Source organism: Chryseobacterium contaminans, from assembly GCF_001684955.1.
Taxonomy (GTDB): domain Bacteria; phylum Bacteroidota; class Bacteroidia; order Flavobacteriales; family Weeksellaceae; genus Chryseobacterium; species Chryseobacterium contaminans.
The window spans coordinates 20,029-45,121 of sequence record NZ_MAYF01000135.1 but is presented as its reverse complement, the minus strand read 5'-3'; the positions used below and the strand labels follow the sequence as shown (position 1 = coordinate 45,121).

The window sequence follows — 25,093 nt, the reverse complement described above, 5'->3', positions numbered from 1 at the left end:
TCTACTTGAGAAACTACCCGTAATTTAAAAGCTATACTGTAGTCTCTTTGGGTGCGCTTTTCTCTTTTTAATACTTGTTCTTTCATAAATAAGTCGATTAGTTGTCAACTTATTTCAGGACGGGACAATAAATACAAAAAAGCCTCCTGAAATCAGGAGGCTTATTTTTTACATTCTGTTTACAGTTCCAATTCCCAGTAACTCCAACGATTTTTTGATCGTTTTTGCGGTAAGGTCTGATAGATTCAGACGGAATTGTTTGATATTTTCATCATCCTGATTCAGAATAGGATTATTCTGATAGAATGAGTTATACGATTTTACAAGATCATATACATAATTAGCAACTAAAGCCGGGCTTAATGTCTCAGCGGACTTAGCTACTACTGTTTTGAAGTTGGCCAATTGCATAATCAGTTCTTTTTCAAACTGGTTCAATACAACATCAACTGTTTCTTTATATTCAAATGCTGCTTTAGATAACAATGACTGAATACGAGCATACGTATATTGAATAAATGGTCCTGTATTCCCATTAAAATCGATACTTTCAGCAGGATTGAAAAGCATTTTTTTCTTAGGATCCACTTTCAGCATAAAATACTTTAAAGCTCCTAGCCCTACTGTTTCGTAAGAAGCTTCTTTATCTTCTTCAGAAAGAGTTTCAAGCTTTCCTAACTCCTGAGCTTTAGATTTTGCCGTCTCATACATTTCCTGCATTAAATCATCAGCATCTACAACAGTTCCTTCACGGGACTTCATTTTTCCTTCCGGTAATTCAACCATTCCGTAAGAAAGGTGGAATAGCTGATCTGCCCATTCATATCCTAATTTTTTCAGTATCTTAAATAAAACTTGGAAATGATAATCCTGCTCATTACCTACCGTATAGATAAGTTTCTGAATATCGTTTTGTTTGAAACGTTCAACAGCTGTCCCTAAATCCTGTGTCATATACACTGAAGTACCATCAGAACGGAGCAATAGTTTTTGATCAAGTCCTTCATCGGTAAGGTCACACCAAACAGAACCATCTTCTTTTTGATACAACACTCCCTTATCCAAACCTGCCTGGATCAGGTCTTTTCCTAAGATATAGGTATTACTTTCATATTGAACCTGGTCAAAATCAACGCCTAATCTCTTATAAGTCTCATTGAATCCTTTGTATACCCATGAATTCATCTCTGCCCAAAGATTTCTTACGGTTTCATCACCATTTTCCCAATCTAAAAGCATTTTTTGAGCTTCCTTCATTACCGGAGCATCTTTTTTAGCCTGCTCCTCGCTTATGCCCTGACTCACTAACTCAGAAATTTCTTTCTTATAATTTTTGTCAAATTCTACGTAATAGTTCCCAACAAACTTATCGCCTTTGGTATTTGTTGTTTCAGGGGTTTCTCCGTTCCCGAATTTCTCCCAAGCCAGCATCGATTTGCAGATATGAATTCCTCTGTCATTAATGATCTGAGTTTTAATAACATTATATCCGGCCTCTTTTAAAATCTGAGCTACAGAAAACCCTAACAGGTTATTTCTGATGTGTCCTAAGTGAAGAGGTTTGTTGGTATTTGGCGAAGAATATTCCACCATTACCGTTGCATTTTTCTTCTCTATTGTGGAAAAACCATTGTGAACAGATCTGAAGTTATCCACAAACAATTGGTTTTTAACTTTAACATTAAGGAATCCTTTAACAACATTGAAGCTTTCGAAAATATCCGTCTGCTCTGTTAGCGCTTCTCCTAATTCAACCCCGATATTTTCAGGATTTTTCTTCAATTGTTTTACCAACGGAAACGTAACGATGGTAAAATCGCCTTCAAATTCCGTTTTATTTTCCTGAACTTCCAGTTTGATGTCTTTTAACTGATATACATTTAAAATGACCTCTGAAAGTTTTTGCTCTATAATATCTTTAATATTCATCTCAAAATTTAAAGCACAAATTTAGTGAATAAAAAAGACAAGTCTATAATACAGAGCCAGACATTCAATTATTTAGAACATTTTTGAATAATCATTTTGAAAACCAACATCTTGCTATATTTTTTATATATTTATTCTACTAATCAAATAACTTTATTATGAAAAATCTAAAGAAAATCACAAAAGACAAGCTAAAAAAAATCACCGCAGGAGATGCACCTTGCTGCGAGCCATGGGGACAATGCCCTGATGGTTATAAACAATGCCAGGAATGGGGAGCTTGTGTCCCGAAATATATTGACTGCGGGGTATAAAAAGAGAAGCTGTCTCCTATGCTTGCAAAGTCAGATGTAGGAGACAGCCTATTTTTATACATACAAATAAAAAACCGCCCGAAGGCGGTATAATATGAATGTTGTTAAATATATTTGATATTAATTAATATCCCAGAATACTTTGCTACTCTGTGTATCAGCAGTTGCAGCACCCCATTGAGCGACTACTGCTTGTGTTCTGTTCTGGTTATTTACACTTCCTTCGTTTACCGGATAAGGCATTCTTACAGGAACTGCTCTTGAACCAGGCTTAACAAAAGTTCTGAAATCAAGTCTTCTGGAGAATTCCCAAGCTTCAAAACCTCTGTTATAAGCAGCTATCCATGCTTGATTACCAATTTTTTGTTTCCAGGTACCTGGTAAAGTTGCATAATTATTTGCTGCAAGATAAGCTGCCTGATCTACAGCGTCAACACCCCAGAAATCCAAAGAAGCTTTCATCCCAGCTGTGAAGTAAGTTGCGGCTGTACCTCCAACGTTAAATCCTCTTTCTGCAGCTTCTGCAAGCATAAAGTTAGTTTCTGCAGCGTCAAATAAATAAGCCATACTATCAGCAACTAAAAAACTGTCCTGAACATGAGAGAAATCAGCAAATACATTTTGTTTACCATATAAACCTCCTACATAAGCACCATTTTTAAGGGTAAAATATTTAGGTCTTCTTGGATCAGATGAAGCATTCAGTGCATCTACAAATGTATTGGCAGGAATAAAGTCATTTCTTCCACTTGTAACCATCTCCTGGTATACAGGGCTGGTAAATTGTCCAGAAGAGCTAAACTTCAAACCTAAGTTCTGAGCATTTGTTAAAACAACTCCTTTTGAATAAGCACTTTCAACTGTTGTTTTTGCTAAGGCATTATTTGTATCTGCTAAATTAAGCCCCATTCTCAATTTAAGAGTATTAAGGAATAATTTTATCTTATCGTTGTTTCCTCCAAAAATCGGATCATTAGAACCAAAGCCTGAAGATGAATTTGACTCCACTAATGCCAGTGCTGCATCAGCTCTTTTAATAAGGTCAGTATAAATTATTTTTGCATCATCATACACTGGTGTAGGATATTTATCAACCTGAAGAGCCTGAGAGTAAGGAATATTACCATAAGTATCCACCAGAGTACTGAAAATATAAATTTCCAATGCTTCAATCGCCGCTGTTCTACTTGCTTTTAGTGAAGCATCTGGTAATGCATTTACAGCAGTTCTGGCTAATTCCAGCTTTGTCATTTGCGAATACATTCTAGTCCAGTTATTATCTGGTACGTTTCTTTTTAACAGATTATATACAGATTCATCTATGTATTGAGTTTCTGTCCATTGTTGTGTAAAAAATCTGAAATTATTAAAATTTACACTTGGTGTTGTCATCTGTGAAACCAATCCTACACTCGCAGAAGTAAACATAACTTCAGTATTTACCTCAGCCGGATTTTTAGGGTCATCATTCAAACTTGTTATATCTCTTCCGCACGATGTTAGCAATAACCCAGCAGCAGAAAGACCTATTATTATTTTTTTCATTGTAATGCAGTTTAGAAGTTAATAGTAAAGTTAGCACCAAAAGTTCTGGTTGTTGGCATTGCACCAATAGAATAACCTCTAGATAGGTTTCCTCCATTTACACCTAAAGAAGATCCTCCAGTGTATCCAGCTTCAGGGTCAGCATAAGGTAACTCTTTATGAATAATCCATAGATTTCTTCCAAAAATACCAAATTTCATAGATTTAATGAATGTATTAGCATATAAGCTCTTTGGAATATCAAAATAGATTGCAGCTTCTCTTAGCTTAATAAAAGTAGCATCATAAACAAATTGACTTGCAGGATAATTTCCTGATGTTAATATTGAACCAGTTTCAGAAGGAGCTTGATCAGCCGCCAATGGCACATTGTTAGGAACATACTGTCCATTTTGCATTACCACCCCTGGTAAAATTACACCCGGCTCCCTGATTGCCAATGTTTCAGGATAAAGACCAGTGTCTGTTCCATATAACATATCTCCAGAATATACACTTCCTCCTTGCTGACCATCAATAAGGAAAGTAAATGTAAACGCTTTATAGCTGATACTATTTCTTACACTCCAAGTCCAATCCGGCATAATGTTACCAATACTATTGGTTTTGGATGTGGTAATCATATAAGCTCCGGTTTCAGGATCAATAACCTTCTGGCCATCAGGAGAATAAATAAAATCTGTTCCATGGATCTCTCCGTATGGTTTTCCTACCTCAGCATTAAATGATACTGAATTCACCCCTAATCCTAACTGTAAATTATTAATTCCTTCGTTAAGACTTAAAACTTTATTTCGGTTAATTGCCCAGTTTAAGTTCATATCCCACTTCAAGTTAGAAGTTTTAATAGGAGTAACATTCAACTGAACTTCAATACCTTTATTTTCAAGCTCTCCAGCGTTATACCATTTTCTAGAATAACCCGATGCTGATGAAATTGGTACTAATAAAATCTGATCTTTTGAATTAGTTTTATAAGCACTGATATCAAATCCGATTCTGTTGTTTAAGAATCTTGCTTCCATCCCTACTTCTATTTCAGTAGATCTTTCAGGTTTCAAATTAGGATTATTTTTATAACTAAATGGATCTACAATAGGAATTCCATTATACAAACTTCTGATATTATAAGTATCAATCAATCTGTAATTATCTGTAGTCTTACCAACCTGGGCCCAGTTTCCTCTAACTTTCCAGAAAGATAGCCATTTTTGGTTGATAAGGTTAGATAGTACTACAGAAGCAGATACTGATGGATAAAAATAAAGGTTATCTCCATCTGGAAGATTGGATGACAAATCTAAACTTCCTGTACCTTCAAGGAAATAAGTGTCTTTATATCCGAATGAAACCTGAGCATATCCTCTTGGAAGTGTAGAAGTAGCCTTATATTCCTGGGCAGGAAGTACTTGACCAGCAGAGTTTCTTATTGCATATAGCCCTGGTACAATTAACCCTTCTCCAGACTTATCCGGTTCTGTAGAAGCATCTAAAGTTTCTATAACGTTTCTTCTTATAGATGTTCCTAATACTCCTCCTAAACTTATATCATTATCAAACTTCTTATTGTAGTTTGCAAATAAATCAAAATTTAACTCGTTAGTATACAAATTACTCAAATAATAACCAGAAGCAGCATTCAATTGAGAAAGACCAAACGCTTCAGCTTTACTTCCTACTGCTTTTCTTACTTCGTTAGTCTGATAAGCAAAATCTGTAGATACTCTACCTGTTAAGCTAATGGCATCTGAGAATTTATAATTCAACATTCCATAACCGAAGAATCTGTTTCTGCTATCACTTTGATAGTTTTGGTATCTGTCAAAATAAGGGTTATTCCAATATGCTGGAGTAAAGAACTTAGTTGGATCACTGTATCCATTTAAGTTCCAGGTAATATTCTGACCTGTATTAAAATAAGCATCTCTTAACTCATAAATATCAGTATTGGTTTGCCACCATTGTCTGAAGCCTGTAAGGATATTATCGTTATATCCTGTAGCATTTCTACCTTTAGTATTCTGCATTGTTAAGGAAGAATACACTGTAGCAGTTAACCTATCAGTCACTTTATAATCAAACTTTGCAGAAATTGTATTTTTCTTCTGCTCAGAATTAGGCATTATACCTGTTGTTAAAAAGTTATTATAGTTAATTAAAATACTTGAGTTTTCATTTCCTTTTTCTATTGTAACAGAGTTAGAAGTTGTTTGTGCACTCTGGAAAAAGTCTATTGGAGTTCTTTTTGCTGCTACCCAAGGAGTTGCTTTATGATACCCTGGCAATTGCGGATATAGAGAATTCCATTGATACACCATTAAGTTAGGATCAAATGCAGTACCTACTGATGCATCATTATTGGTTCCAACTACAAGGTCATCTATTCCATCACCATTTACATCAGCATCTAAAAAGCTTGATCCCCCATAACCTGATCCATATTTATTCTGATATTTAGCGAATGTAGATCTATCAACCTCCCCGTATTGGTATTCTGTTGATAAGGTAACCCCCCATTCGTTGTTCTTTCTGGATTTTCCTTTTTTAGTAGTAATTACGACAACCCCCGCAGAAGCTCTTTCTCCATATAATGCAGAAGCGGCTGCTCCTTTCAGAACGTTAACACTTTCAATGTCGTTCGGGTTTAAGTCAGAAATTGAGTTACCTCCATCGAAAATAGTATAGGAAGAGGAAATAGTACTGTTGTTATTACTAATTGGAACCCCATCTACTACGAAAAGTGCCTGGTTATTACCCCCGATAGATTTCATACCACGTATCACAACACTTGATGCACCCCCAAAGTTTGCACTTGTTACGACCTGAACCCCTGCAGCTTTCCCTGCCATCTGGCTTGAAATGTTCCCTGTGTTAGCTCCTTCTCTTAAAACATCTCCCTTAATTTCCTGAGATGCATATCCGAGTGCTTTTTTCTCTCTTTTAATACCAAGAGCGGTTACGACTACGCCCTCGATTTCTTTTGTTTTAACAGTATCTTTCTTTTGCTGAGCATTGGCAACAGCAATAGAAGAAGATAATACTAAAACAAGAAGACCTGTTGTTAGTTTCTTCATATCAAATTAATTTTGTACCCTACAAATTTGTAAAACTTTCTTAACAACACAAAGATTTTTTTAAAAAAAATAATGATTATTCAATAATCAAGAATTAAAGAAGACAAAAAACTATTAAATTAAGTTAAAACCACATTTTTTAACAAAAACAAAAAAAATTAATCGATATTTTTTTTTGAATACATTAATCACATCAATTATGGATATTTTCTATATACATATTTGCCATATACCACATTAATACATTGATTTACAGAAATATAAATCTCACACCATAGAGAAAACAGAAATAAAAAAACGACATACAATGCTTTGCATATATTTTTTTTATTCCAAAAAACACGATAAAAACGTCGAGCAAGCAGCGAAAAACACACTATAATTTCAATAAAAAATACGAATAAATTAATATAATAAAATCATAAATAGAGTCCTTTCAAAGAAAGATATATATTTTTTTCAATATCCATCTGTTTTCTGATATCTCTTATAAAATTCAGCTTTTACATTTTCCCAAAGGCTCAAATTCCCATCGCTGAATATTTTCATAAAAACGGTCAAAACATAAAGCTAATACATCCGTTTTTTATAATTTTACATCTCGTATATCACATATAAATATGGAATTATTACATAAATGGACAGACCATTACATTGAAGCAGGATGTGATGAAGTAGGAAGAGGATGTTTAAGCGGACCAGTAGTTGCAGCAGCTGTCATTTTAGATGATAAATTTAAACAGAACCTGGTTAATGATTCCAAGAAGCTGACGTTTAAAACAAGAATGGATCTGGATAGCTATATCAAGGATAATGTAAAAAATTATGCCATTGCAGAGCTTCCGCCTGCATTTATTGATGAGCATAATATTCTTAATGCAAGTATTCATGCCATGCATCGTGCATTAGATCAACTCACGATAACACCGGAACTTATTCTGGTAGACGGAAATAAATTCCATCCCTATAATTATATTCCCCACCAATGTATCATTAAAGGAGATTCAAAAGTCTTATCTATTGCTGCAGCGTCTATTCTCGCTAAAAATTACAGAGACAGATTAATGATTGAGCTTCATGAAGAGTTTCCTGAATACGGATGGAATACCAACTTCGGATATGCCACAAAGAAGCATCAGGAAGCGCTCATCAAACATGGTCCTACAATACACCACCGACAGTCTTTCAGATTGAAATATGATTAATGAGATAAATAAGAGTTCTTTATAAAAAAAGAGAAGCAAATTGCTTCTCTTTTTTATTGATCGTTGAAAGATTATTTCTTTTTTCTTTGCTGTTCCTGAGCCTGTTGTTGCTGTTGAGCCTGCTCCATCATCTCTCTCATCTTCTTCTGGAATTTCCCTTCTGTTTTTGGCTTTTCTTTATTAGCCTGGATCTGAGCATGAATCTTCTTCTCATCCAGAATTACATATTTAATCACAAGAATAATTAAGATATTAATCGCATTTGATACAAAATAATACCATGAAAGACCGGATGCTGAAGTGTTCAGGAAGAACAAGAATGTAATCGGGAAGATATACATTAATACTTTCATATTTGGCATACCCTCTTGCTGTGGCTGCTGCATGTTTCCTGATGTCATTACAGTATAGATTAAGATAACCACTGTACAAGCCAATGCGAAGATGCTTAAATGGTCTCCAAGGAATGGAACTTTAAATGGTAACTTAATCAAATCATCATAAGCAGTTAAATCTTTTGCAAACCAGAATCCTTGCCCTCTCAAATCAATAAAGTTCGGGAAAAAGCGGAATAAAGCATAGAAGATCGGAATCTGTACCAATGCCGGTAAACATCCAGCCATCTGATTGACTCCTGCCTTTCTGTAAACTTCCATTGTCGCCTGCTGTTTCTTCATTGGATCAGCATCCTTGAATTTAGCATTCACTTCATCAATTTCCGGACGGATTACCTTCATCATTGCACTCAGCTTATGCTGCTTGTACATAATTGGTGAAAGGATTAATTTTACAATGATCGTCATGGCAAAGATTACCCAACCTGCAGATAGTCCCCAGCTGGCAATAATTCCATATAACCACATGAAGAAGTAACGGTTCATGGCTCCGATGAAAGACCAGCCTAAAGGAAGAATCTCATCAAAGTTTTTATCGTAAGATTTAAGCAATGGCAGGTCCAATGGCATAAAATACCATGTAAAATCCTGGTTCAACTCACTTCCGGTCATCTGAACGAAACCTTCATAGTTGAATTTCTTCAGGTATTCTCCTTCTTCTACATTCTCCTGATTTCCTTTACTTTGGGTAAATCCGTTCTTAGCTTCAATCACAGAAGAGAAGAACTGTTGTTTTACTCCAATCCAGTTAAGGGTTTCTTTCTCCTCATCCATTGTAGTTCTTCCATCATAATCATAATCTTTATAATTATTGAAAGCATAAGAGAATTCAGAATGAGATTGTTCCTGAGCTCTACCTTTTTCAAGGTTTCTTACATTATAATCCCAAATAAAATCTGCTTTGTTATCGGAAGTAACTGCAGAAAGTCCCTGAGTTCTTACTTTAAAGTCAAGGGTATACTTAGGAAGTAATGTATAAATAAACTGGATAACAGCACCATTATAGTTAGCTGTCATGGTTACAGCGTTACCATTAACAGAAGGTGTAAAAACTAAATCTTTAGTATTGACAACCTTTCCTGTTTTGTCTTTAAACTGAAAACCGTAGTTTGAATTATTTTTATTGATAAGATAAAGCGGAAGGTCAGCCTGATCCGTTTTATTATTGTATGCTTTGTATTCTGAAAGCTGAACTTTAGAAACCTGTCCTCCTAAGCTTGAAAACTCAATATTTAATTCTTTGTTAGACAAATTAGCGGTTTGAATTGCGCCAGGAGTTACATTTGGATTGATATTAGTGGCCTGAGCTTGTTTTACGGCATTTTTTACCTGTTCCGTTTTCTGCTGCTGAGCTTTTAACTCTTCTTCTTTCATCTGCTTGTTCTGGAAATAGAACATCGCTCCGAAGAGAATCAGGCATAAAACCGCGAAACTAATCATCTGCTTCTTATCGATTCCGTTGTTTTGTTGCATTTTATTTTTGTTATAATTAAAATTTCCTATTTATTGCCTTGCTACAATTCTATAATAAAATTGATAAATCTGTAGCAAATTTGAGCTGACAAAAATACTGTTTTTTTATCAAAACTCTATACTATAATACATTAGTATATAATAAACTCAGGCTGAGAAAAATCAACCTGAGTTTATGGATAGACGTTTATGGTAATAAATTACCTTATTTGTTATCGCAGGATTGAATGATAAGCACTCTTCCCTACTAAAATATCCTATTTAGAAGTTTCACAAGCCTTAATGAAAGCTCTGAACAAAGGATGCGGTGTAGCTACCGTACTCTTATATTCCGGGTGGTACTGTACTCCAACATAAAATGGATGTCCTGGTAATTCCAGTGCTTCAACCAATCCTGTTTCCGGGTTTGTTCCTGTTGCTAAGAAACCATTCTTTTCAAATTCCTGAAGATAATCACTGTTGAATTCATAACGGTGACGGTGTCTTTCAGAGATATTCTTGCTTCCATAGATTTCATTCAGTCTGGATCCATTTTTCAAAGCACATTTCCATGCTCCAAGACGCATTGTACCTCCTTTATCTATTACATTCTTCTGTTCTTCCATGATTGAAATTACAGGGTCTGGAGTTGCAGTATCGAATTCCATAGAGTTTGCTTTTGTATGTCCTAAAACATTTCTTGCAAATTCAATGGTCATGATCTGCATTCCTAAACAGATTCCCAACATTGGAATTTTATTTTCCCTTGCATATTTCGCGGTAAGAACTTTTCCTTCAATTCCTCTGTCTCCGAAACCAGGAGCTACAAGGATACCATTTACTCCTTTCAGAGTCTCTTTAATATTGTCTTCTGTAATATCTCCGCTGTATACCCATCTTACTTTTACTTCAGTTTCAAGGTCAGCACCTGCATGCTTGAACGCTTCAGCAATAGAGATATAGGAATCCTGAAGAGATACATATTTTCCAACCAATGCAATTTCAACTGTTTTCTTAGGATTCTGGAATTTTTTAAGGAAACTCTTCCAGTCTTTCAGGTCAGCATCTTTATCACTTTTCAGATCCAGTTCTTTCAACACTACATCGTCAAAGTTTTGCTTCTGAAGGTACATTGGAACTTCATAAATTGTTTCCATATCCTTACATTCGATAACATTTTCCAGTGGAACGTTACAGAACTGAGCCAGTTTTGCTCTCTGATCTTTTGGAATTTTATGCTCTGTTCTGCAAACCAATACATCAGCCATAATACCGCTTTCCATCAACTGACGAACGGAGTGCTGAGATGGTTTTGTCTTTAATTCTCCACTTGAAGCCAGATAAGGCAATAAAGTAAGGTGGATCACCATAGAATTTTTCTCTCCCAATTCCCACTTCAACTGACGTACAGTTTCAATGTATGGTAAAGATTCAATATCTCCTACAGTTCCTCCGATCTCTGTAATGATAATATCGTAGTTCTGTTTGGAAAGGATTTTAATTCTACGCTTAATTTCGTTAGTAATATGAGGAATTACCTGTACCGTTTTTCCAAGGAAGTCTCCTTTTCTTTCTTTTTCAATTACAGTCTGGTAGATTTTTCCTGTAGTAACGTTGTTGTTTTGGGATGTAGGAGCATCAAGATAACGCTCATAGTGACCTAAATCCAGATCCGTCTCCGCACCATCTTCAGTCACATAACACTCTCCGTGTTCATAAGGATTCAAAGTTCCCGGGTCGATATTGATATAAGGATCAAGTTTTTGGATCGTTACGTTAAAACCGCGTGATTTTAGCAATAGTCCCAGAGAAGCAGACACGATTCCTTTTCCCAAAGATGAAGTTACACCTCCTGTCACAAAGATGTATTTTGTATTCTTTTTACTCATTAGATTAGGTTTGTGCAAAGTTATGGGAAAAAGAAATACAAAGCAATTTTTTAAATTTTGAAAATACTAAAACATGCTTCAAACAACCATAAACCCTGATTATTTTTTTATTTATATTTTGAAATAGATAAAGTATACCTATTCATAACCACATCATAAAAAGAAAACCCTTAAATATAAAAAAGTGGTTCTGAAATTCCCCAGAACCACTTTTTATTTAAATTTATACTGAAATTATTTCTTAACCAATTCAAAATAGGTATTAATCTCAACCCATTTAGCAATGCCAGCCGCTGATGGGTCATAGTTCAAATTATACTCAAAACGGTTGACTGTGAATTTTGCCCTAAGCCCCATGATCTCTTTACCATCTTTATTTTTTGTAATTCCTCCTAATATTACAGGTATACTAACATCTTTTGTAACATCTTTAATGGTAAGCTTTCCGTTAAAAATATATGAACCGTCTTTTTCTTTTGAAGCAGAAGTTCCTGTAAATTTAATACTTGAGTATTCGTTCCCAGCAAAAAAATCCTTACTCTTAAGATGTTTATCTCTCATCTCAACACCTGTATTAATTCCGTCAACATCAATGTTTATATCAAATTTGGCATTATCAAGGCTGTTGCCTTTCGTCGTAAGATCTCCTCCGAACTTATCAAATCTTCCCTGAACGAAACTGATTCCCATATGTTCAATATTGAAATTTACTGAAGAATGCATCGGGTCAATATCCCAATGGTTCTGTGCAAAAGAAAAAGTACTTAAAAAAGCCAATACGAAGGATAAAAATAGTTTTTTCATTGTAATTATAATTTTACATTAATATTTTAGTTTCAACAAAGCTAAGATATAAAGATATTTCTATGATTGATCTATATTCAGTATTTGTTATTTAAATCCATTTAAGTCTCGGAAAAAAAATGCTTTTTTTATAACTTCGCAGTATGGCAAAACTGAAAACGGCATATTTCTGTCAAAACTGCGGAACCCAATATTCCCAATGGATGGGACAATGTAAAAACTGTGGGCAATGGAATACCCTGGTGGAAGAAGTAGTGGAAAAACCCAATAGTAAAGCGGTACCTTTCTCAAAAACCAAACAACATGTCATCAATATCATTGAGGTAGAAACGAGTGAAGAACCAAGAATAAAAACACCTTCCGAGGAACTTAACCGCGTTCTTGGAGGCGGGATTGTTTTAGGTTCCGTTACCCTGATTGGTGGTGAGCCAGGAATTGGGAAATCTACCCTGCTGCTTCAGCTTGCCTTAAAAATGAAGAAAAAAATTTTCTATGTGTCAGGAGAAGAAAGTGCTTCTCAGATTAAAATGAGAGCAGACAGGTTAACGGATGTTCAAAACCCGAACTGCTTCCTCTTTACAGAAACTTCATTAGAAAAAATTCTCCACGAAGCCAAAAAACTGGAACCGGATTTCATGATCATTGACTCTATCCAGACTCTTCAATCCCAATTAATAGAAAGCTCTCCCGGAACTGTTTCGCAAATAAGGGAATGCTCTAACGAGATCATTAAATATGCCAAGGAAAACAGTATTCCTGTATTTTTGGTAGGTCACATTACCAAAGATGGTCAGATTGCCGGACCAAAGGTATTGGAACACATGGTAGATGTGGTTTTAAACTTTGATGGAGACAGAAACCATCTTTTCAGATTATTGAGGGCTAACAAAAACCGTTTTGGGTCTACTTCGGAAATCGGAATTTATGAAATGATTTCGCAAGGATTAAAAGAAATTAAAAACCCTTCAGAAATCCTTATTACTAAAAAATTTGAAGAACTTTCAGGAAATTCAGTTGCCGTAACCCTGGAAGGAAACAGACCGATGCTTTTAGAAATCCAGGCATTGGTAAGTACAGCTGTTTATGGTACTCCGCAAAGAAGTTCTACCGGATTTGATTCCAAAAGGCTGAATATGCTTCTTGCTGTTCTTGAAAAAAGAGCAGGCTTCCAATTGGGAGCTAAAGACGTGTTCCTTAATATTACAGGTGGGATAAAAACGGATGATCCGGCTTTAGATTTAGCCGTGATTGCTTCTGTTCTTTCCTCTAATGAGGATATAGCCATTTCAGAACATTATTGTTTTGCCGGAGAGATTGGTCTTAGCGGAGAAATTCGTCCGGTTGCCCAAATTGAGCAGAGAATTACCGAAGCAGAGAAATTGGGCTATGAAAAGATTTTTGTTTCCAACCTCAATAAAATTCCAAAAAGGAAATTTGGGATCAAGATTGAAGAGGTAAGCAAAATTGAAGATTTCCACGAAAGACTTTTTTAAATAAGAAAACAAAACCAATCTTATCAAAACAGAAATGAGATTGGTTTTAGATTAAAAAAAGCAAAAGCAGGAATAAAAATTGTAAAAGTCAATAGAATTTAAGATCTTAACAGAAGATTTTTCAAATAATGAAAACAAGTATCCTGAAATATTACAGCAATCTTGCAGAATCCTACGATGAGAACCGGTTTGGAAACTCATATGGGAAATATATTGACCAACAGGAACGAACTTTTTTAACTTCTTTTTTCCACCATAAAAAGTATACAAAAATTCTGGATCTGGGTTGCGGAACTGGCCGGCTATTAAATTTTGCAACTCATGGTGCTGATTTCAGTGAAAATATGCTGAAGGTAGCTCATCAAAAACATCCTGAAAAAAACCTGGCTGTAGGTGAAATTTCCAGAATACCTTTTCATGAAAAATTTGACTGTATTTTCTGCTTCCACGTGATCATGCATCAGAACCAGGAAGAAACCAAAGCATTTTTAAACGAATGTTATCAAAAGTTAAATAAAAATGGAATTCTGATCTTCGATTATCCTGTAAAAAACAGAAAAAAAACTATTTCTCCGCAGGAAGACTGGCATGCCGGTAATAGCTTTTCGGTTTCAGATATCAGTGGGCTTTCAAAAGATCAATGGAAAATTAAAAATACAACCGGAGTATTATTTTTCCCGATTCACAGATTACCGAAATCCATCAGAAAATTCTTTCTCCCTCTCGATACATTCCTTTGCCAAACTTTTCTGAAAAATTGGGCTTCTTATCAAATTACCGTTTTAGAGAAAATATGAAACAGCAGTTAAGAAAGTGGATTCCCCATTCATGGAAGTTGCAGGTGAAGCTTTTGCAGCAGTATTTTGATGAGCAAAGAAATAATTACACCTATCCAAAGGAATACCGTTCAGAAAATATTGGCGAATTTTCATTGAAGCTTAAGCAAACTATCAAAAATGGAGCTTTTCATCATAACAAAATACACAATTTAAAAGTTGTAGGTGATAAGATTAATCACCTTATCATACATCCGGGAGAGGTATTTTCTTTCTGGAAGATGATTGGAAAACCCAACGTAAAGAATAATTTTAAGGAAGGCCGGAACCTCATCAATAATACTATTTCAAGTGATTTGGGTGGTGGAATTTGCCAGTTCTCTTCTATTTTATATCATTTAGCGCTTCAATCCGGATTAAAGATTCTGGAAAGATATCCACATTCTATGGATATTTATAAGGATGAGGAACGTTTTACTCCCTTGGGTGCAGACTGTACGGTTGTTTATGGCTACAAGGATCTTAAGATTCAAAATTTATTTCCGTTTCCTGTACAGTTTAAAAGCCTGGTAAATAATGATGAACTCCATCTCAGCCTGATTTCTTCGGAAGAAATAGTTTTAAATGAAATTGAGTTTAAATATCAGGAAATTGAAAAAGGAGTTTGGGTGGAAACGAATTGCAATAGCCAAACTTTGTTTAAAAATTTCTATATTCGTTTATGAATTATCTGGCTCATTCCTTTCTTACTTTCACTGACGGACAAATTGTCGGCCAGTTTTTGGAAGACTTTATCCGAAACAGGGATCGCTTTTCTTTTCCTAAGGATATTCAGGATGGAATTACTTTACACAGAGCGATTGATACTTTCACAGATTCCCACCCTGCCATTCATGAAGCTAAAAAGGTTTTTGCCCCTTTGGTAAGACTTTATGCCGGAGCATTTGTAGATGTCTCTATGGATTATTTTGTAGCTAATGATCTTTCTCTTAATTCTCTTGCAGAATGGAAAGCTCATTCTTTAAGAGTTTACAGAATTTTAAATAAAAATGAAGAATGGCTCCCCGAAAACTTCAAAAGAATGCTGGTTAAGATGGAACAGGACGACTGGCTTTATAATTACCGCGAAGACTGGGGAATTAAATTCAGTATCCAAAATGTATTGAACAAAGCCAAATATCTGGATAAAGATATTCCTGTTTTTGAAGCTTTTTTAAACAATAAAGCATTCCTGCAGGAATGTTATAATGATTTTTTTCCGGACCTTCTGGCTCATGCAAAAGGAATCAATACTCTTCTTCGGTTGGAAAATTAAAACTGTTTATAAAGGTATCTATTCGGATAGGTTAATTTTTCACTCTTTCTGTCTCCGTTGACAATGATATGGACGATATTAATCTGGTCATCGAAAAGATTATACAGGAAACTCACCGCTGCTTCTACTTTTTTAGGATTGGCTACAGGTTCTGATTCGAGGTAGACATTTACAGATTCGTGATCTTCTTCATATCCTATATAATTTACTTTGAGAAATTTGTTGTCTGTTTTCAGTTTAAAATATTCCTGACAATATCTGGACAGTGCTTCATTCAGTTTTGTCTTATATTTTTCATCATTAAAATGAAAAGCTCCACCATATTTTTTCCCAAGACCATTTTCCAGATCATCAAGAAAGAATCTTCCTGTTACTTCAAAGGTTTTGGACTTAGAACTATAATTGATCTCTACAGATCCTACATGATAAGGATGCCATAGTTCTGTAAAAGATAATAAAAAAACAATTGGGAGTAACAATAGCCATAATTTCTTCATAAACCTTCACTTTTAAATAATGTGTACGAAATTAATCATTATTTTCGTACGCATTATATTTTACTTTATGATGCAGGATTTTCTATTTTATTTAAACCTTGGATGGGAACACATTATTTCCCTTGATGCGTTAGATCATCAGCTCTTTGTTCTGGCACTGATTGCTGTTTACTCTTATAGTGACTGGAAAAAAATTCTGATCCTCGTAACAGCATTCACCATCGGGCATTCCATTACATTAGCGCTAAGTATTCTTGATGTTTTCAGGGTTCCTTCAGATTGGGTTGAATTTCTAATTCCTTTAACCATTGTTCTGACCTCACTGGATAATATTATCATGAAGAACCAAAAGCAGACATTAATGCGTGCCAATTACTATCTTGCCTTGATTTTTGGATTGGTTCACGGGATGGGCTTTGCCAATACAGCAAGAGTAATGATTGCTAAAAGCCAGAGTATTGCAGTTCCGTTATTAGGTTTTAATATTGGATTGGAACTGGGACAGATCATCATTGTTGGAGCTATTCTAATATTACTGTTTATTTTGTTAACTATTTTTAAGGTCAACAAAAAAGATTGGATTCTTTTTGTCTCATCAGGGGTTTTTGCTTTATCCTTAAAAATGACTTTAGAAAGAATTCCTTTCTAAACGCAAAATATTTTTATTATTTCAACAGCTTATTACTATCTTTGACAATTATTAAATCATTTCGGTTATGAAACTAAAAGTTGTTATACTTTCACTTTCTGTATTTGCATATACAGGTTTCACCGCACAAAATATTCAGAATAACCCGGGCAGCAACCACGGAAACAAGTTTGAACAGCTGGGAACTATTCTACCAACACCCAATATTTACAGAACAGCTTCCGGCGCGCCAGGACATGCCTACTGGCAAAACAGGGCTGATTATAACATTACCGCTTACCTTGATGAAGATAAACGAAATCTGAAGGGTTCGGAGACGGTTACCTATTACAACAATTCTCCTGATGAGCTGGATTATATCTGGCTTCAATTAGATGAAAATGAGCATTCCAGCATAAGAAATGCAGGATATGATAATTCTTCCGTACTTCGTCCGTCAACAACTGATCAACAGCTGAAGGTTACAGAACTTCCTGTAAAAGACAATGGGTATGGAGTAACGCTTGAAAAGGTAACTGATGCTTCAGGAACTCCTTTAAAATATACCGTCAATAAAACAATGATGCGTATTGACCTTCCAAAGGTTTTGAAAAAAGGAGAAAAATTTGTTTTCAAAGTAGACTGGAACTACAATATCGGAAACCGAATTAAAATGGGAGGCCGTGGTGGTTATGAAAACTTCCCTGAAGATGGCAACGACCTATATACAATGGCACAGTGGTATCCAAGAATGTGTGTGTATAGTGATTTCCAGGGCTGGCAAAATCATCAGTTTACCGGAAGAGGAGAATTTGCATTGGTATTCGGAAATTATAAGGTCTCTATGAATGTCCCTGCAGATCACATTGTAGGAGGAACCGGAGAATGTAAAAATTACGATCAGGTATTAACTGCTGATCAACTTTCAAGATACAGAAAAGCTGAAAATGCTTCTGAACCTATAGAAATTGTAACCTTAGACGAAGCTAAAAAAGCAGAAAAAAATCATTCCAAGCAAAGAAAAACATGGGTTTTTGAAGCCAATGATGTAAGGGATTTTGCATGGACTTCTTCAAGAAAATTTGTTTGGGACGGAATGCGTGTTACGATTCCTGAAAATAACAATAAGGTAATGGCTATGAGCTTTTATCCTAAGGAATCTTACGGACTTTACAGAAAGTTTTCCACAAAAGCAGTAGCTCATACGATTAAAACCTATTCTGAATTCACTATTCCTTATCCATATCCGGTAGCTCAGTCTGTAGAAGCGGCCAGCGGGATGGAATATCCAATGATCTGTTTCAACTTCGGAAGAACGGAAAAAGACGGAACTTATTCTGAAGGAACTAAAAATGGAATGATCGGGGTAATTATTCATGAAGTAGGACACAATTTTTTCCCGATGATCATCAATTCTGATGAGAGACAATGGGCATGGATGGATGAAGGGTTAAATACTTTCACGGAATATCTTACTGAAGAAAAATGGGACAACAAATTCCCATCTAAAAGAGGTCCGGCATGGACGATCGTAGATTACATGAAGCTTCCAAAAGATCAGCTGGAACCTATCATGAGTAATTCTGAAAATATTGTTCAGTATGGTCCGAATGCTTATTCAAAACCTGCTACAGGATTGAATATCCTTCGTGAAACGATTATGGGAAGAGAACTTTTTGATAAAGCATTCAAAACGTATGCAAAAAGATGGGCTTTCAAACACCCTGAGCCTGCCGATCTTTTCCGTACTATGGAAGATGCCAGTGGTGAAGACCTTGACTGGTTCTGGAGAGGATGGTTCTACGGAACTGATCCGGTAGATATTGCCATTGATAAAGTAACTGTAGCAACTCCTGACCTGGAAACGAATCCAAAAGCGGCTGAAGAAATAAAATATCAGGTTGATAAACCTTTAGTAAACAGCTTTGAAGACCTTTCAAAAATCAGAAACAGAGAAGATAAAAATATTACTTTCTATGTGGACAAGGATAAGGAAGCCCAGGACTTCTACTACCGATATGACAGAGGACAAGAAAAAGTAAGCACTAAAGAATACACAGCTAAAGTAGATGCTACTCTACCTTTGGATGCTAAGGATAAAGAAAAATTCAAAAATATCACGGCTTATCAAATCGACTTTTTGAACAAAGGCGGGCTGGTAATGCCAATCATTCTTGAATTTACTTTTGAAGATGGTTCAAAATTATATGATAAGTCTTCTGCACAAATCTGGAGACTGAATGAGCAAAAGGTTTCTAAAACGTATTATTTCGATAAGAAGCTTAAATCTATTCAGCTAGATCCAATGAGAGAAACTGCGGATATTGATACAAACAATAACTTATGGACCAACAATGGCTCCAGTGGTGAGACTTCCAAATTCCAGCTCTTTAAACAGAAACAGGAAGGTGGTCCGGCAAGAGGAAGCTCAACCGGAAAAGTAAATCCGATGCAGGCCGCAGGAAAAATATAACAAATAAAAAAACAGCTTTATTAAGCTGTTTTTTTTATTTTAACCAAAATACTCTTTCAAATGATTTTTATAAGTTCTTCCCAGTGGAAGCTGCTCTCCGCTTTTCAAATAAATCGTATTGGAATCATATGAACTGATATGGGAAGACAGCACAATATATGATTTGTGAATTCTGATAAATCCTAAATTCTGATAATTTTCTTCAAAATTGGACATCCGCTCCAGAATCATATATTTTTTCAGATGGGTCATCAGGATAATATATTCTCCAAAACCCTGAACCCATTTTATATCTTTAAGCAGGACTTTATTCATGATATAATTCGATTTGAACATAATAAAGTCTTCCTGTTTTTTATCTTCTGCAGACTGCTTAAACTGTAAAAAATCTTTTGCTTTATAAACGGCTTTTTTAAATGTTCCAAAATCTACAGGCTTCACAAGATAATGCACCACATCCAGCTCAAACGCTCTGACTGCATACTGTGTTTCCAAGGTAAGAAATATGCACAAAGGTTTGTATGGCAATTGCAGCAAAAGGTCAATCCCATTGATATAGGGCATATTGATATCCAGAATAACAAGGTCTATCCTATTCTTTTGTAAATATTGAAGGGCCTCTTCAGGATTCTGAAAGGTTTCTAGTAATTCAACATCTTCTATCCTTGCACAATAATTCCGGATAAGTTCTAATGCGGGATATTCATCATCCACTCCTACAATTGTCAGGTTAGCCATTATAGTTTAATTTTTAAAAGGGTCTCGTATGTGTTGTTTTCAGTTTCTTTGGATATAAAAGTAAATCTTTCGGGGTAGTATTTCTCCAGAATACTGATAACAGCTTCATTTCCCAGTCCGTGATTATCCGGGTTCTCCATAAAATTTTTATTTTTTGCTACAGAATTTCTGATTTCAAATACAAATTCCTGATCCTGGATCTCATATTTTACTTTTATGAAACTTTCCGCCTCTATTCCTACTGCTGAATGTTTGAGAGCATTTTCAAATAAGGTAAGACAAACAGAGGGAGGAATTTCAACAACTTCCAGGATTTCTTCCTCACCAATTTCAAAATCAATCTCCAATACATTATGGTATTTTAACTGGTAAAGTCCAATAAGCGATTGAATGGATGAAAACTCCTGCTTAATGGTAATTTTCTCTTTATTGGTATCATAAATAACATATTGAAGCAATTTGCTCAACTGTAAAATAGATTCTGAGGTATTTTCTGATGGATTGAAACTTTTGGAATAGATATTATTAAGTGTATTCAGCAGAAAGTGAGGATTTAATTTGGATTTCAAAAGAGCAAGATACAACTGATCTTTTTCTTCTCCCAATTCTTTAAAATCCTGTTCAATTAAAAATTTATCTTTCGTAATCCCCAGAAATGAGGCAACCAGAATCACAATCCCTTGTGCTGTGTAAACGTTATACAGAAATTTTGTATTGGATAATGTCTCATTAAATTCCATATTGAATACGGCAGGTTCCAGTAAAATCCTAAAAAGGCTTGATACCAGAAAACAAATAAAGGCATACAGGATAAATTCCGGATACTTATTGGAAAGATAAAACCGGGGAACGAGATAAAAATACACCAGATAATACATTCCAATATTGAAAATAATCACAAAGAATACAGACCAGATGAGTTCAGGAACATCCAAAAAGTAATTTTCGGTGAAAAAAGTAATGATGAAAAAGAGTAAAAAGAATAAAACGTGCTGAAATTTCAACAGAAATCCCCAATGATATTCCATCAGCCTTTTCAAAACTTTACCATTTAATAAAATTCTGAAAACCAACAATATAAATATAATATTGATAATAAAAAACATCTAAAATATCCAATTTTCAATCTTTCAAATATAAGACCTTTTTTTCCTGAGATTGCAGTTCACTGATAAAAACTGCTATTGATTGAAAAATAAATTCATGGCTCCTTCTTATAAATATATTTGGAACAACAGGATATTAATTCAATTTTACATGAAAATTAAATTATCATTAATCATCGTTTTTTTATTCGGGTTCAGCCAGTGTATCTGTGCACAAAGCCGTGATAATTATAATATGTGGTTTCAGTATCTGATGTCTGCAAGACTGACAGATAAAAGTACCTTAACCGCTCTTTCCCAATACCGGTCTTTTGACCTGGCTTATGATACCCGCTTATTTCTGGTTTCCGCTTATGTAGACTATGAGGTGGCGAATGACGTAAAACCTGCTTTGGGAATGATGTTCCTGATTCTGGATTCCTATAAATCTGATAATCGCAAAAAGGAGAGGTATGAAAAAAGACCTTTCCAGCAGGTAAGCCTTGGGGGAAATATTGGAAGAACCTCTATTTCTCATCGGTTTCGTGTAGAGGAAAGGTTTATCAGTAATCCTGATGAATTTATTGTAAGACTCCGATACCTTATTTCTTTGCGCATTCCATTCAATAAAGCCGGAGAAAAAGAAAAACTCTACGGTATTCTTAAAAATGAAATCAGGATGAATGTGGTGAAAGAAGAGCCGTTTGACAGTAACCGTTTAACAGCGGGAATAGGCATCAAAGTTGGGAAAAACTCTGCAATAGAAGTCGCTTTTATCAACCAACTGGAAACAGGATCTACAAGCAACTATGCCTATGTTGGCTACAGAAACAGTTTCGACTGGAGAAAAAATAAAAATAAATAACCTCAAATACAATCACCTATGCTTACACTCCTTGGATTTCTGATGATCATTATTTTTATGGTGCTCATCATGAATAAAAAAATGACTCCACTTACCGCCTTAGTTATTATTCCTGTAGCAATAGCACTCATCGCTGGTTTTGGACCCAATCTGGGAGAGATGATGAAAAACGGGGTCAAAGAAATTGCCCTTACCGGTGTCATGCTCATTTTTGCCATTCTTTATTTCAGCTTAATGATAGACACTGGTCTTTTTGAACCTTTAGTGAACTTTATTTTAAAAGCTGTTGGAGATAATCCTGTAAAAACCACTATAGGGACGGCTATCCTTACCACCTTAGTTTCTTTGGATGGTGACGGTTCTTCCACCTATATTATTGTGGTAGCGGCGATGCTTCCTTTATATAAAAAACAGGGAATGAATCCCCTTACCCTTACCTGTATTATCATGCTGGCCGGAGGAATTATGAACATCTTACCTTGGGGAGGTCCTACTGCAAGGGTGATGAGCTCCCTGAAACTGGGACATACAGAAATTTTCGTTCCTATGATTCCTATTATGGCTTTAGGAATTCTGTGGGTAATCTTTGTTGCTTATATCCTGGGAAAAAAGGAAAAAAAGCGCATTGCAAAATATGGAAAACACAATCAATATAGTACGAGCGACATTGTTGGAGAGGCTGATCCTAAACTGCTTCGCCCAAAGCTGATCTGGATCAACCTTTTCCTGACGCTCATTTTGCTGGCTGTTATGATACTGGATATTGTTCCGCTAGGAATTGCTTTTATGATTGCATTTTGTATTGCATCGGTCATCAACTATCCTAAACTGAAAGATCAGCAAAAAATCATTTCAAAGCATGCAGGAAATGCTTTATCTGTGGCAGGAATGATCTTTGGAGCAGGAATTTTCACCGGGATTCTCAATGGAACAGGAATCATGCAGGCAATGGGAAACAGTATGATAGAGATTGTTCCCAAAAGCTGGGGCGGCTATCTTAATATTATTACAGCCATTTTCAGTGTTCCGCTTACCTTCTTTCTGACCAATGATGCTTATTATTTCGGAATATTGCCAATCATTGAGGCTACAGGCCGTCAATTGGATATTGCTCCTGAAATATTGGGAAGAGCAAGCCTTGTGGGGCAGGCCTCGCACTTGCTGAGTCCGCTTGTTCCTTCCACCTATCTATTGGTATCATTGGCTGGTGTGGAATATTCAGACCATCTTAAATACACTTTAAAGTGGGCAATCGGATCATCAATCATCATGCTGATAGGAGCTTTGCTTCTCGGAACGATATAATCAATATTTGATGAATAATGAGTATCTTCAACTTCAAAAAGAATAATCAAGCCTAAAAATATGTTTATAAAAACAGTTTAATTTCCAGATGAATTTGCTACAGTCTCCAAAAACATTCACCGGCAAATACCTCAAAAACCTTACTTTGTATGTGTTTACTGCCATGATATGCGGTGTACTGGCAGGGCATTATGTTCCTGAAGAGAGTATTAAACTGGGAGTCGTAAGCCGGTATTTTTTTATGATCCTGGAAGCCTTTATTCTTCCGGTTATTTTTATGGCAATCATTTATGGAATCTGCCAGCTATCCGAAATTAAAAATGCCAGTAATATTGTGTTGCAAACCATTTCATACTTTTTAATTGTAAGTTCGGCGGCCATTCTGTTAGGGCTTACCTTTGGTTTAGTGATGGAGCCTGGCTCTGATACCGGAATTGACATTACCCGTATTAACACTGCTCTTCCTAAAACCTTTGAAATAAAGGACGGACGTATTTCTACTGTTCTGTATCTCAACAGACATGGTATTTTTCTTTTTCTCTCTATTCTGATAGGAATTGCTATGAATTTTTCATCAAAAAAAGAAAAGTTCCTGAATATTTTGGGGCGTGGGACAGATATCTTCTATACTGTTATTAAATACCTTTATATTATTCTTCCGTTTATCATTTTCTGCAATATTGCATATGGTGTTGCTGTTTATGGCATCAATACTCTTCTTCCTCTGAGTAAGGTAGTGGCAACTATTTATCTTACAGATATTGTATTTATTTTGGGAATTTTAGGGCTTGTTTCTTATCTGTTCAAATTCAATCTGTGGAAGTTTTTACTGGATATCAAGGAAGAAATTATTTTGGTTATCACGACTTCATCCTCCAAAACTGCTTTCCCTTTAATTTTTGAAAAAATGGAATCTCAGGGGTATAGCAGAAAAATTTTAAGATTCATTATTCCTCTGGGATATAATTTTAATCTTGCCGGAGCTTGTATCTATATTTCGGTAACCTGCTGCTTTCTTGTTCAGTTTTATAATATTGATTTAAGCTTTAATGATTATGTATGGCTCTTTGTTATCATTTCCATTACTTCAAAAACAGCATCCGGTGTACCCGGTTCAGGATTCTTAGCGCTTATTTTCACATTAAACAGATTTGGAAAAATACCACTAACGGATATTGCCCTTCTTTATAGTGTAGACCGATTTATGAACGAAGCCAGATCGGTAACCAATTTTATTGGCATTGCCGTTTCAGGAGCTATTATTTCTAAAATAAACCAGCATCAGAAAAGTGAGATCCCTTCTGCTTAATT

General features: G+C 35.4%; 20 protein-coding genes. 11 read left to right on the top strand and 9 right to left on the bottom strand.

Annotation, left to right across the window (positions count from 1 at the left end; all coding sequences use genetic code 11):
* Positions 1 to 168: 168 nt before the first annotated feature.
* Complete coding sequence (gene argS / locus BBH99_RS09650; protein ID WP_066695015.1) at positions 169 to 1,929, bottom strand: arginine--tRNA ligase; 1,761 nt, start codon at positions 1,927 to 1,929, stop codon at positions 169 to 171.
* A 158-nt stretch (positions 1,930 to 2,087) separates the two neighbouring features.
* Between argS and BBH99_RS22375 the strand changes: the two genes are divergently transcribed.
* On the top strand, positions 2,088 to 2,243 hold the full coding sequence (locus BBH99_RS22375; protein ID WP_165601907.1) for a bacteriocin-like protein: 156 nt from the start codon (positions 2,088 to 2,090) through the stop codon (positions 2,241 to 2,243).
* A 120-nt stretch (positions 2,244 to 2,363) separates the two neighbouring features.
* Here BBH99_RS22375 and BBH99_RS09645 read toward each other — a convergent pair whose 3' ends face one another.
* Together BBH99_RS09645 and BBH99_RS09640 are read right to left on the bottom strand one after the other, a co-directional pair.
* The gene (locus tag BBH99_RS09645; RefSeq protein ID WP_066695014.1) at positions 2,364 to 3,788 is read right to left on the bottom strand and encodes a SusD/RagB family nutrient-binding outer membrane lipoprotein; all 1,425 of its coding nucleotides are present in this window, start codon (positions 3,786 to 3,788) and stop codon (positions 2,364 to 2,366) included.
* Positions 3,789 to 3,799: 11 nt separating this feature from the next.
* On the bottom strand, positions 3,800 to 6,862 hold the full coding sequence (locus BBH99_RS09640; protein ID WP_066695013.1) for a SusC/RagA family TonB-linked outer membrane protein: 3,063 nt from the start codon (positions 6,860 to 6,862) through the stop codon (positions 3,800 to 3,802).
* A gap of 620 nt (positions 6,863 to 7,482) precedes the next feature.
* On the opposite strand from BBH99_RS09640, the gene BBH99_RS09635 reads away from it, so the two are divergent.
* The gene (locus BBH99_RS09635; protein WP_066695012.1) at positions 7,483 to 8,067 is read left to right on the top strand and encodes a ribonuclease HII; all 585 of its coding nucleotides are present in this window, start codon (positions 7,483 to 7,485) and stop codon (positions 8,065 to 8,067) included.
* 71 nt (positions 8,068 to 8,138) lie between these two features.
* On the opposite strand, the gene yidC is transcribed toward BBH99_RS09635, so the two are convergent.
* The 3 genes from yidC to BBH99_RS09620 form a co-directional block, all read right to left on the bottom strand.
* On the bottom strand, positions 8,139 to 9,935 hold the full coding sequence (yidC, locus tag BBH99_RS09630; protein ID WP_066695010.1) for a membrane protein insertase YidC: 1,797 nt from the start codon (positions 9,933 to 9,935) through the stop codon (positions 8,139 to 8,141).
* Between the two features lie 257 nt (positions 9,936 to 10,192).
* Complete coding sequence (locus tag BBH99_RS09625) at positions 10,193 to 11,803, bottom strand: CTP synthase (RefSeq protein WP_066695005.1); 1,611 nt, start codon at positions 11,801 to 11,803, stop codon at positions 10,193 to 10,195.
* Between the two features lie 234 nt (positions 11,804 to 12,037).
* The gene (locus BBH99_RS09620; RefSeq protein ID WP_066695003.1) at positions 12,038 to 12,607 is read right to left on the bottom strand and encodes a YceI family protein; all 570 of its coding nucleotides are present in this window, start codon (positions 12,605 to 12,607) and stop codon (positions 12,038 to 12,040) included.
* A gap of 143 nt (positions 12,608 to 12,750) precedes the next feature.
* On the opposite strand from BBH99_RS09620, the gene radA reads away from it, so the two are divergent.
* The 4 genes from radA (at position 12,751) to BBH99_RS09600 (ending at position 16,191) form a co-directional block, all read left to right on the top strand.
* On the top strand, positions 12,751 to 14,100 hold the full coding sequence (radA, locus tag BBH99_RS09615) for a DNA repair protein RadA (protein WP_066695001.1): 1,350 nt from the start codon (positions 12,751 to 12,753) through the stop codon (positions 14,098 to 14,100).
* 128 nt (positions 14,101 to 14,228) lie between these two features.
* Complete coding sequence (locus BBH99_RS09610) at positions 14,229 to 14,897, top strand: class I SAM-dependent DNA methyltransferase (protein WP_066694999.1); 669 nt, start codon at positions 14,229 to 14,231, stop codon at positions 14,895 to 14,897.
* Positions 14,894 to 15,601 (top strand): VanW family protein, encoded by a 708-nt coding sequence (locus BBH99_RS09605; protein ID WP_066694997.1) that lies wholly within the window; start codon positions 14,894 to 14,896, stop codon positions 15,599 to 15,601. The genes BBH99_RS09610 and BBH99_RS09605 overlap by 4 nt, the downstream gene beginning before the upstream one ends.
* Positions 15,598 to 16,191 (top strand): acyl carrier protein phosphodiesterase, encoded by a 594-nt coding sequence (locus BBH99_RS09600; protein WP_066694995.1) that lies wholly within the window; start codon positions 15,598 to 15,600, stop codon positions 16,189 to 16,191. Before BBH99_RS09605 ends, BBH99_RS09600 begins: the two co-directional genes overlap by 4 nt.
* On the opposite strand, the gene BBH99_RS09595 is transcribed toward BBH99_RS09600, so the two are convergent.
* Complete coding sequence (locus BBH99_RS09595; RefSeq protein ID WP_066694994.1) at positions 16,188 to 16,688, bottom strand: DUF6702 family protein; 501 nt, start codon at positions 16,686 to 16,688, stop codon at positions 16,188 to 16,190. The two genes, BBH99_RS09600 and BBH99_RS09595, sit on opposite strands and share 4 nt — an antisense overlap.
* Before the next feature lie 70 nt (positions 16,689 to 16,758).
* Between BBH99_RS09595 and BBH99_RS09590 the strand changes: the two genes are divergently transcribed.
* On the top strand, positions 16,759 to 17,337 hold the full coding sequence (locus tag BBH99_RS09590; protein WP_066694993.1) for a HupE/UreJ family protein: 579 nt from the start codon (positions 16,759 to 16,761) through the stop codon (positions 17,335 to 17,337).
* A gap of 67 nt (positions 17,338 to 17,404) precedes the next feature.
* Positions 17,405 to 19,789, top strand: coding sequence for a M1 family metallopeptidase (locus tag BBH99_RS09585; RefSeq protein ID WP_066694992.1), 2,385 nt, complete (start codon positions 17,405 to 17,407; stop codon positions 19,787 to 19,789).
* Between the two features lie 39 nt (positions 19,790 to 19,828).
* Here BBH99_RS09585 and BBH99_RS09580 read toward each other — a convergent pair whose 3' ends face one another.
* Both BBH99_RS09580 and BBH99_RS09575 read right to left on the bottom strand, forming a co-directional pair.
* Positions 19,829 to 20,527: a LytR/AlgR family response regulator transcription factor gene (locus BBH99_RS09580; protein WP_066694990.1), complete on the bottom strand. Its 699-nt coding sequence runs from the start codon at positions 20,525 to 20,527 to the stop codon at positions 19,829 to 19,831.
* Positions 20,527 to 21,555: a sensor histidine kinase gene (locus tag BBH99_RS09575; RefSeq protein WP_066695017.1), complete on the bottom strand. Its 1,029-nt coding sequence runs from the start codon at positions 21,553 to 21,555 to the stop codon at positions 20,527 to 20,529. Before BBH99_RS09575 ends, BBH99_RS09580 begins: the two co-directional genes overlap by 1 nt.
* Before the next feature lie 229 nt (positions 21,556 to 21,784).
* On the opposite strand from BBH99_RS09575, the gene BBH99_RS09570 reads away from it, so the two are divergent.
* The 3 genes from BBH99_RS09570 (at position 21,785) to BBH99_RS09560 (ending at position 25,091) form a co-directional block, all read left to right on the top strand.
* Positions 21,785 to 22,477: a DUF2490 domain-containing protein gene (locus tag BBH99_RS09570; RefSeq protein ID WP_066695016.1), complete on the top strand. Its 693-nt coding sequence runs from the start codon at positions 21,785 to 21,787 to the stop codon at positions 22,475 to 22,477.
* An 18-nt stretch (positions 22,478 to 22,495) separates the two neighbouring features.
* Positions 22,496 to 23,782 (top strand): CitMHS family transporter, encoded by a 1,287-nt coding sequence (locus BBH99_RS09565; protein WP_066694988.1) that lies wholly within the window; start codon positions 22,496 to 22,498, stop codon positions 23,780 to 23,782.
* Positions 23,783 to 23,870: 88 nt separating this feature from the next.
* The gene (locus tag BBH99_RS09560; protein ID WP_066694986.1) at positions 23,871 to 25,091 is read left to right on the top strand and encodes a cation:dicarboxylate symporter family transporter; all 1,221 of its coding nucleotides are present in this window, start codon (positions 23,871 to 23,873) and stop codon (positions 25,089 to 25,091) included.
* Positions 25,092 to 25,093 lie beyond the last annotated feature (2 nt).

Coding starts and splice junctions, on each gene's coding strand:
- argS (WP_066695015.1), bottom strand. CDS start 1,929: ATGAATATTAAAGATATTATAGAGCAAAAACTTTCAGAGGTCATTTTA.
- BBH99_RS09605 (WP_066694997.1), top strand. CDS start 14,894: ATGAAACAGCAGTTAAGAAAGTGGATTCCCCATTCATGGAAGTTGCAG.
- radA (WP_066695001.1), top strand. CDS start 12,751: ATGGCAAAACTGAAAACGGCATATTTCTGTCAAAACTGCGGAACCCAA.
- BBH99_RS09625 (WP_066695005.1), bottom strand. CDS start 11,803: ATGAGTAAAAAGAATACAAAATACATCTTTGTGACAGGAGGTGTAACT.
- BBH99_RS09565 (WP_066694988.1), top strand. CDS start 22,496: ATGCTTACACTCCTTGGATTTCTGATGATCATTATTTTTATGGTGCTC.
- BBH99_RS09620 (WP_066695003.1), bottom strand. CDS start 12,607: ATGAAAAAACTATTTTTATCCTTCGTATTGGCTTTTTTAAGTACTTTT.
- BBH99_RS09580 (WP_066694990.1), bottom strand. CDS start 20,527: ATGGCTAACCTGACAATTGTAGGAGTGGATGATGAATATCCCGCATTA.
- BBH99_RS09590 (WP_066694993.1), top strand. CDS start 16,759: ATGCAGGATTTTCTATTTTATTTAAACCTTGGATGGGAACACATTATT.
- BBH99_RS22375 (WP_165601907.1), top strand. CDS start 2,088: ATGAAAAATCTAAAGAAAATCACAAAAGACAAGCTAAAAAAAATCACC.
- BBH99_RS09600 (WP_066694995.1), top strand. CDS start 15,598: ATGAATTATCTGGCTCATTCCTTTCTTACTTTCACTGACGGACAAATT.
- BBH99_RS09570 (WP_066695016.1), top strand. CDS start 21,785: ATGAAAATTAAATTATCATTAATCATCGTTTTTTTATTCGGGTTCAGC.
- BBH99_RS09640 (WP_066695013.1), bottom strand. CDS start 6,862: ATGAAGAAACTAACAACAGGTCTTCTTGTTTTAGTATTATCTTCTTCT.
- BBH99_RS09560 (WP_066694986.1), top strand. CDS start 23,871: ATGAATTTGCTACAGTCTCCAAAAACATTCACCGGCAAATACCTCAAA.
- BBH99_RS09575 (WP_066695017.1), bottom strand. CDS start 21,555: ATGGAATATCATTGGGGATTTCTGTTGAAATTTCAGCACGTTTTATTC.
- BBH99_RS09635 (WP_066695012.1), top strand. CDS start 7,483: ATGGAATTATTACATAAATGGACAGACCATTACATTGAAGCAGGATGT.
- yidC (WP_066695010.1), bottom strand. CDS start 9,935: ATGCAACAAAACAACGGAATCGATAAGAAGCAGATGATTAGTTTCGCG.
- BBH99_RS09595 (WP_066694994.1), bottom strand. CDS start 16,688: ATGAAGAAATTATGGCTATTGTTACTCCCAATTGTTTTTTTATTATCT.
- BBH99_RS09610 (WP_066694999.1), top strand. CDS start 14,229: ATGAAAACAAGTATCCTGAAATATTACAGCAATCTTGCAGAATCCTAC.
- BBH99_RS09585 (WP_066694992.1), top strand. CDS start 17,405: ATGAAACTAAAAGTTGTTATACTTTCACTTTCTGTATTTGCATATACA.
- BBH99_RS09645 (WP_066695014.1), bottom strand. CDS start 3,788: ATGAAAAAAATAATAATAGGTCTTTCTGCTGCTGGGTTATTGCTAACA.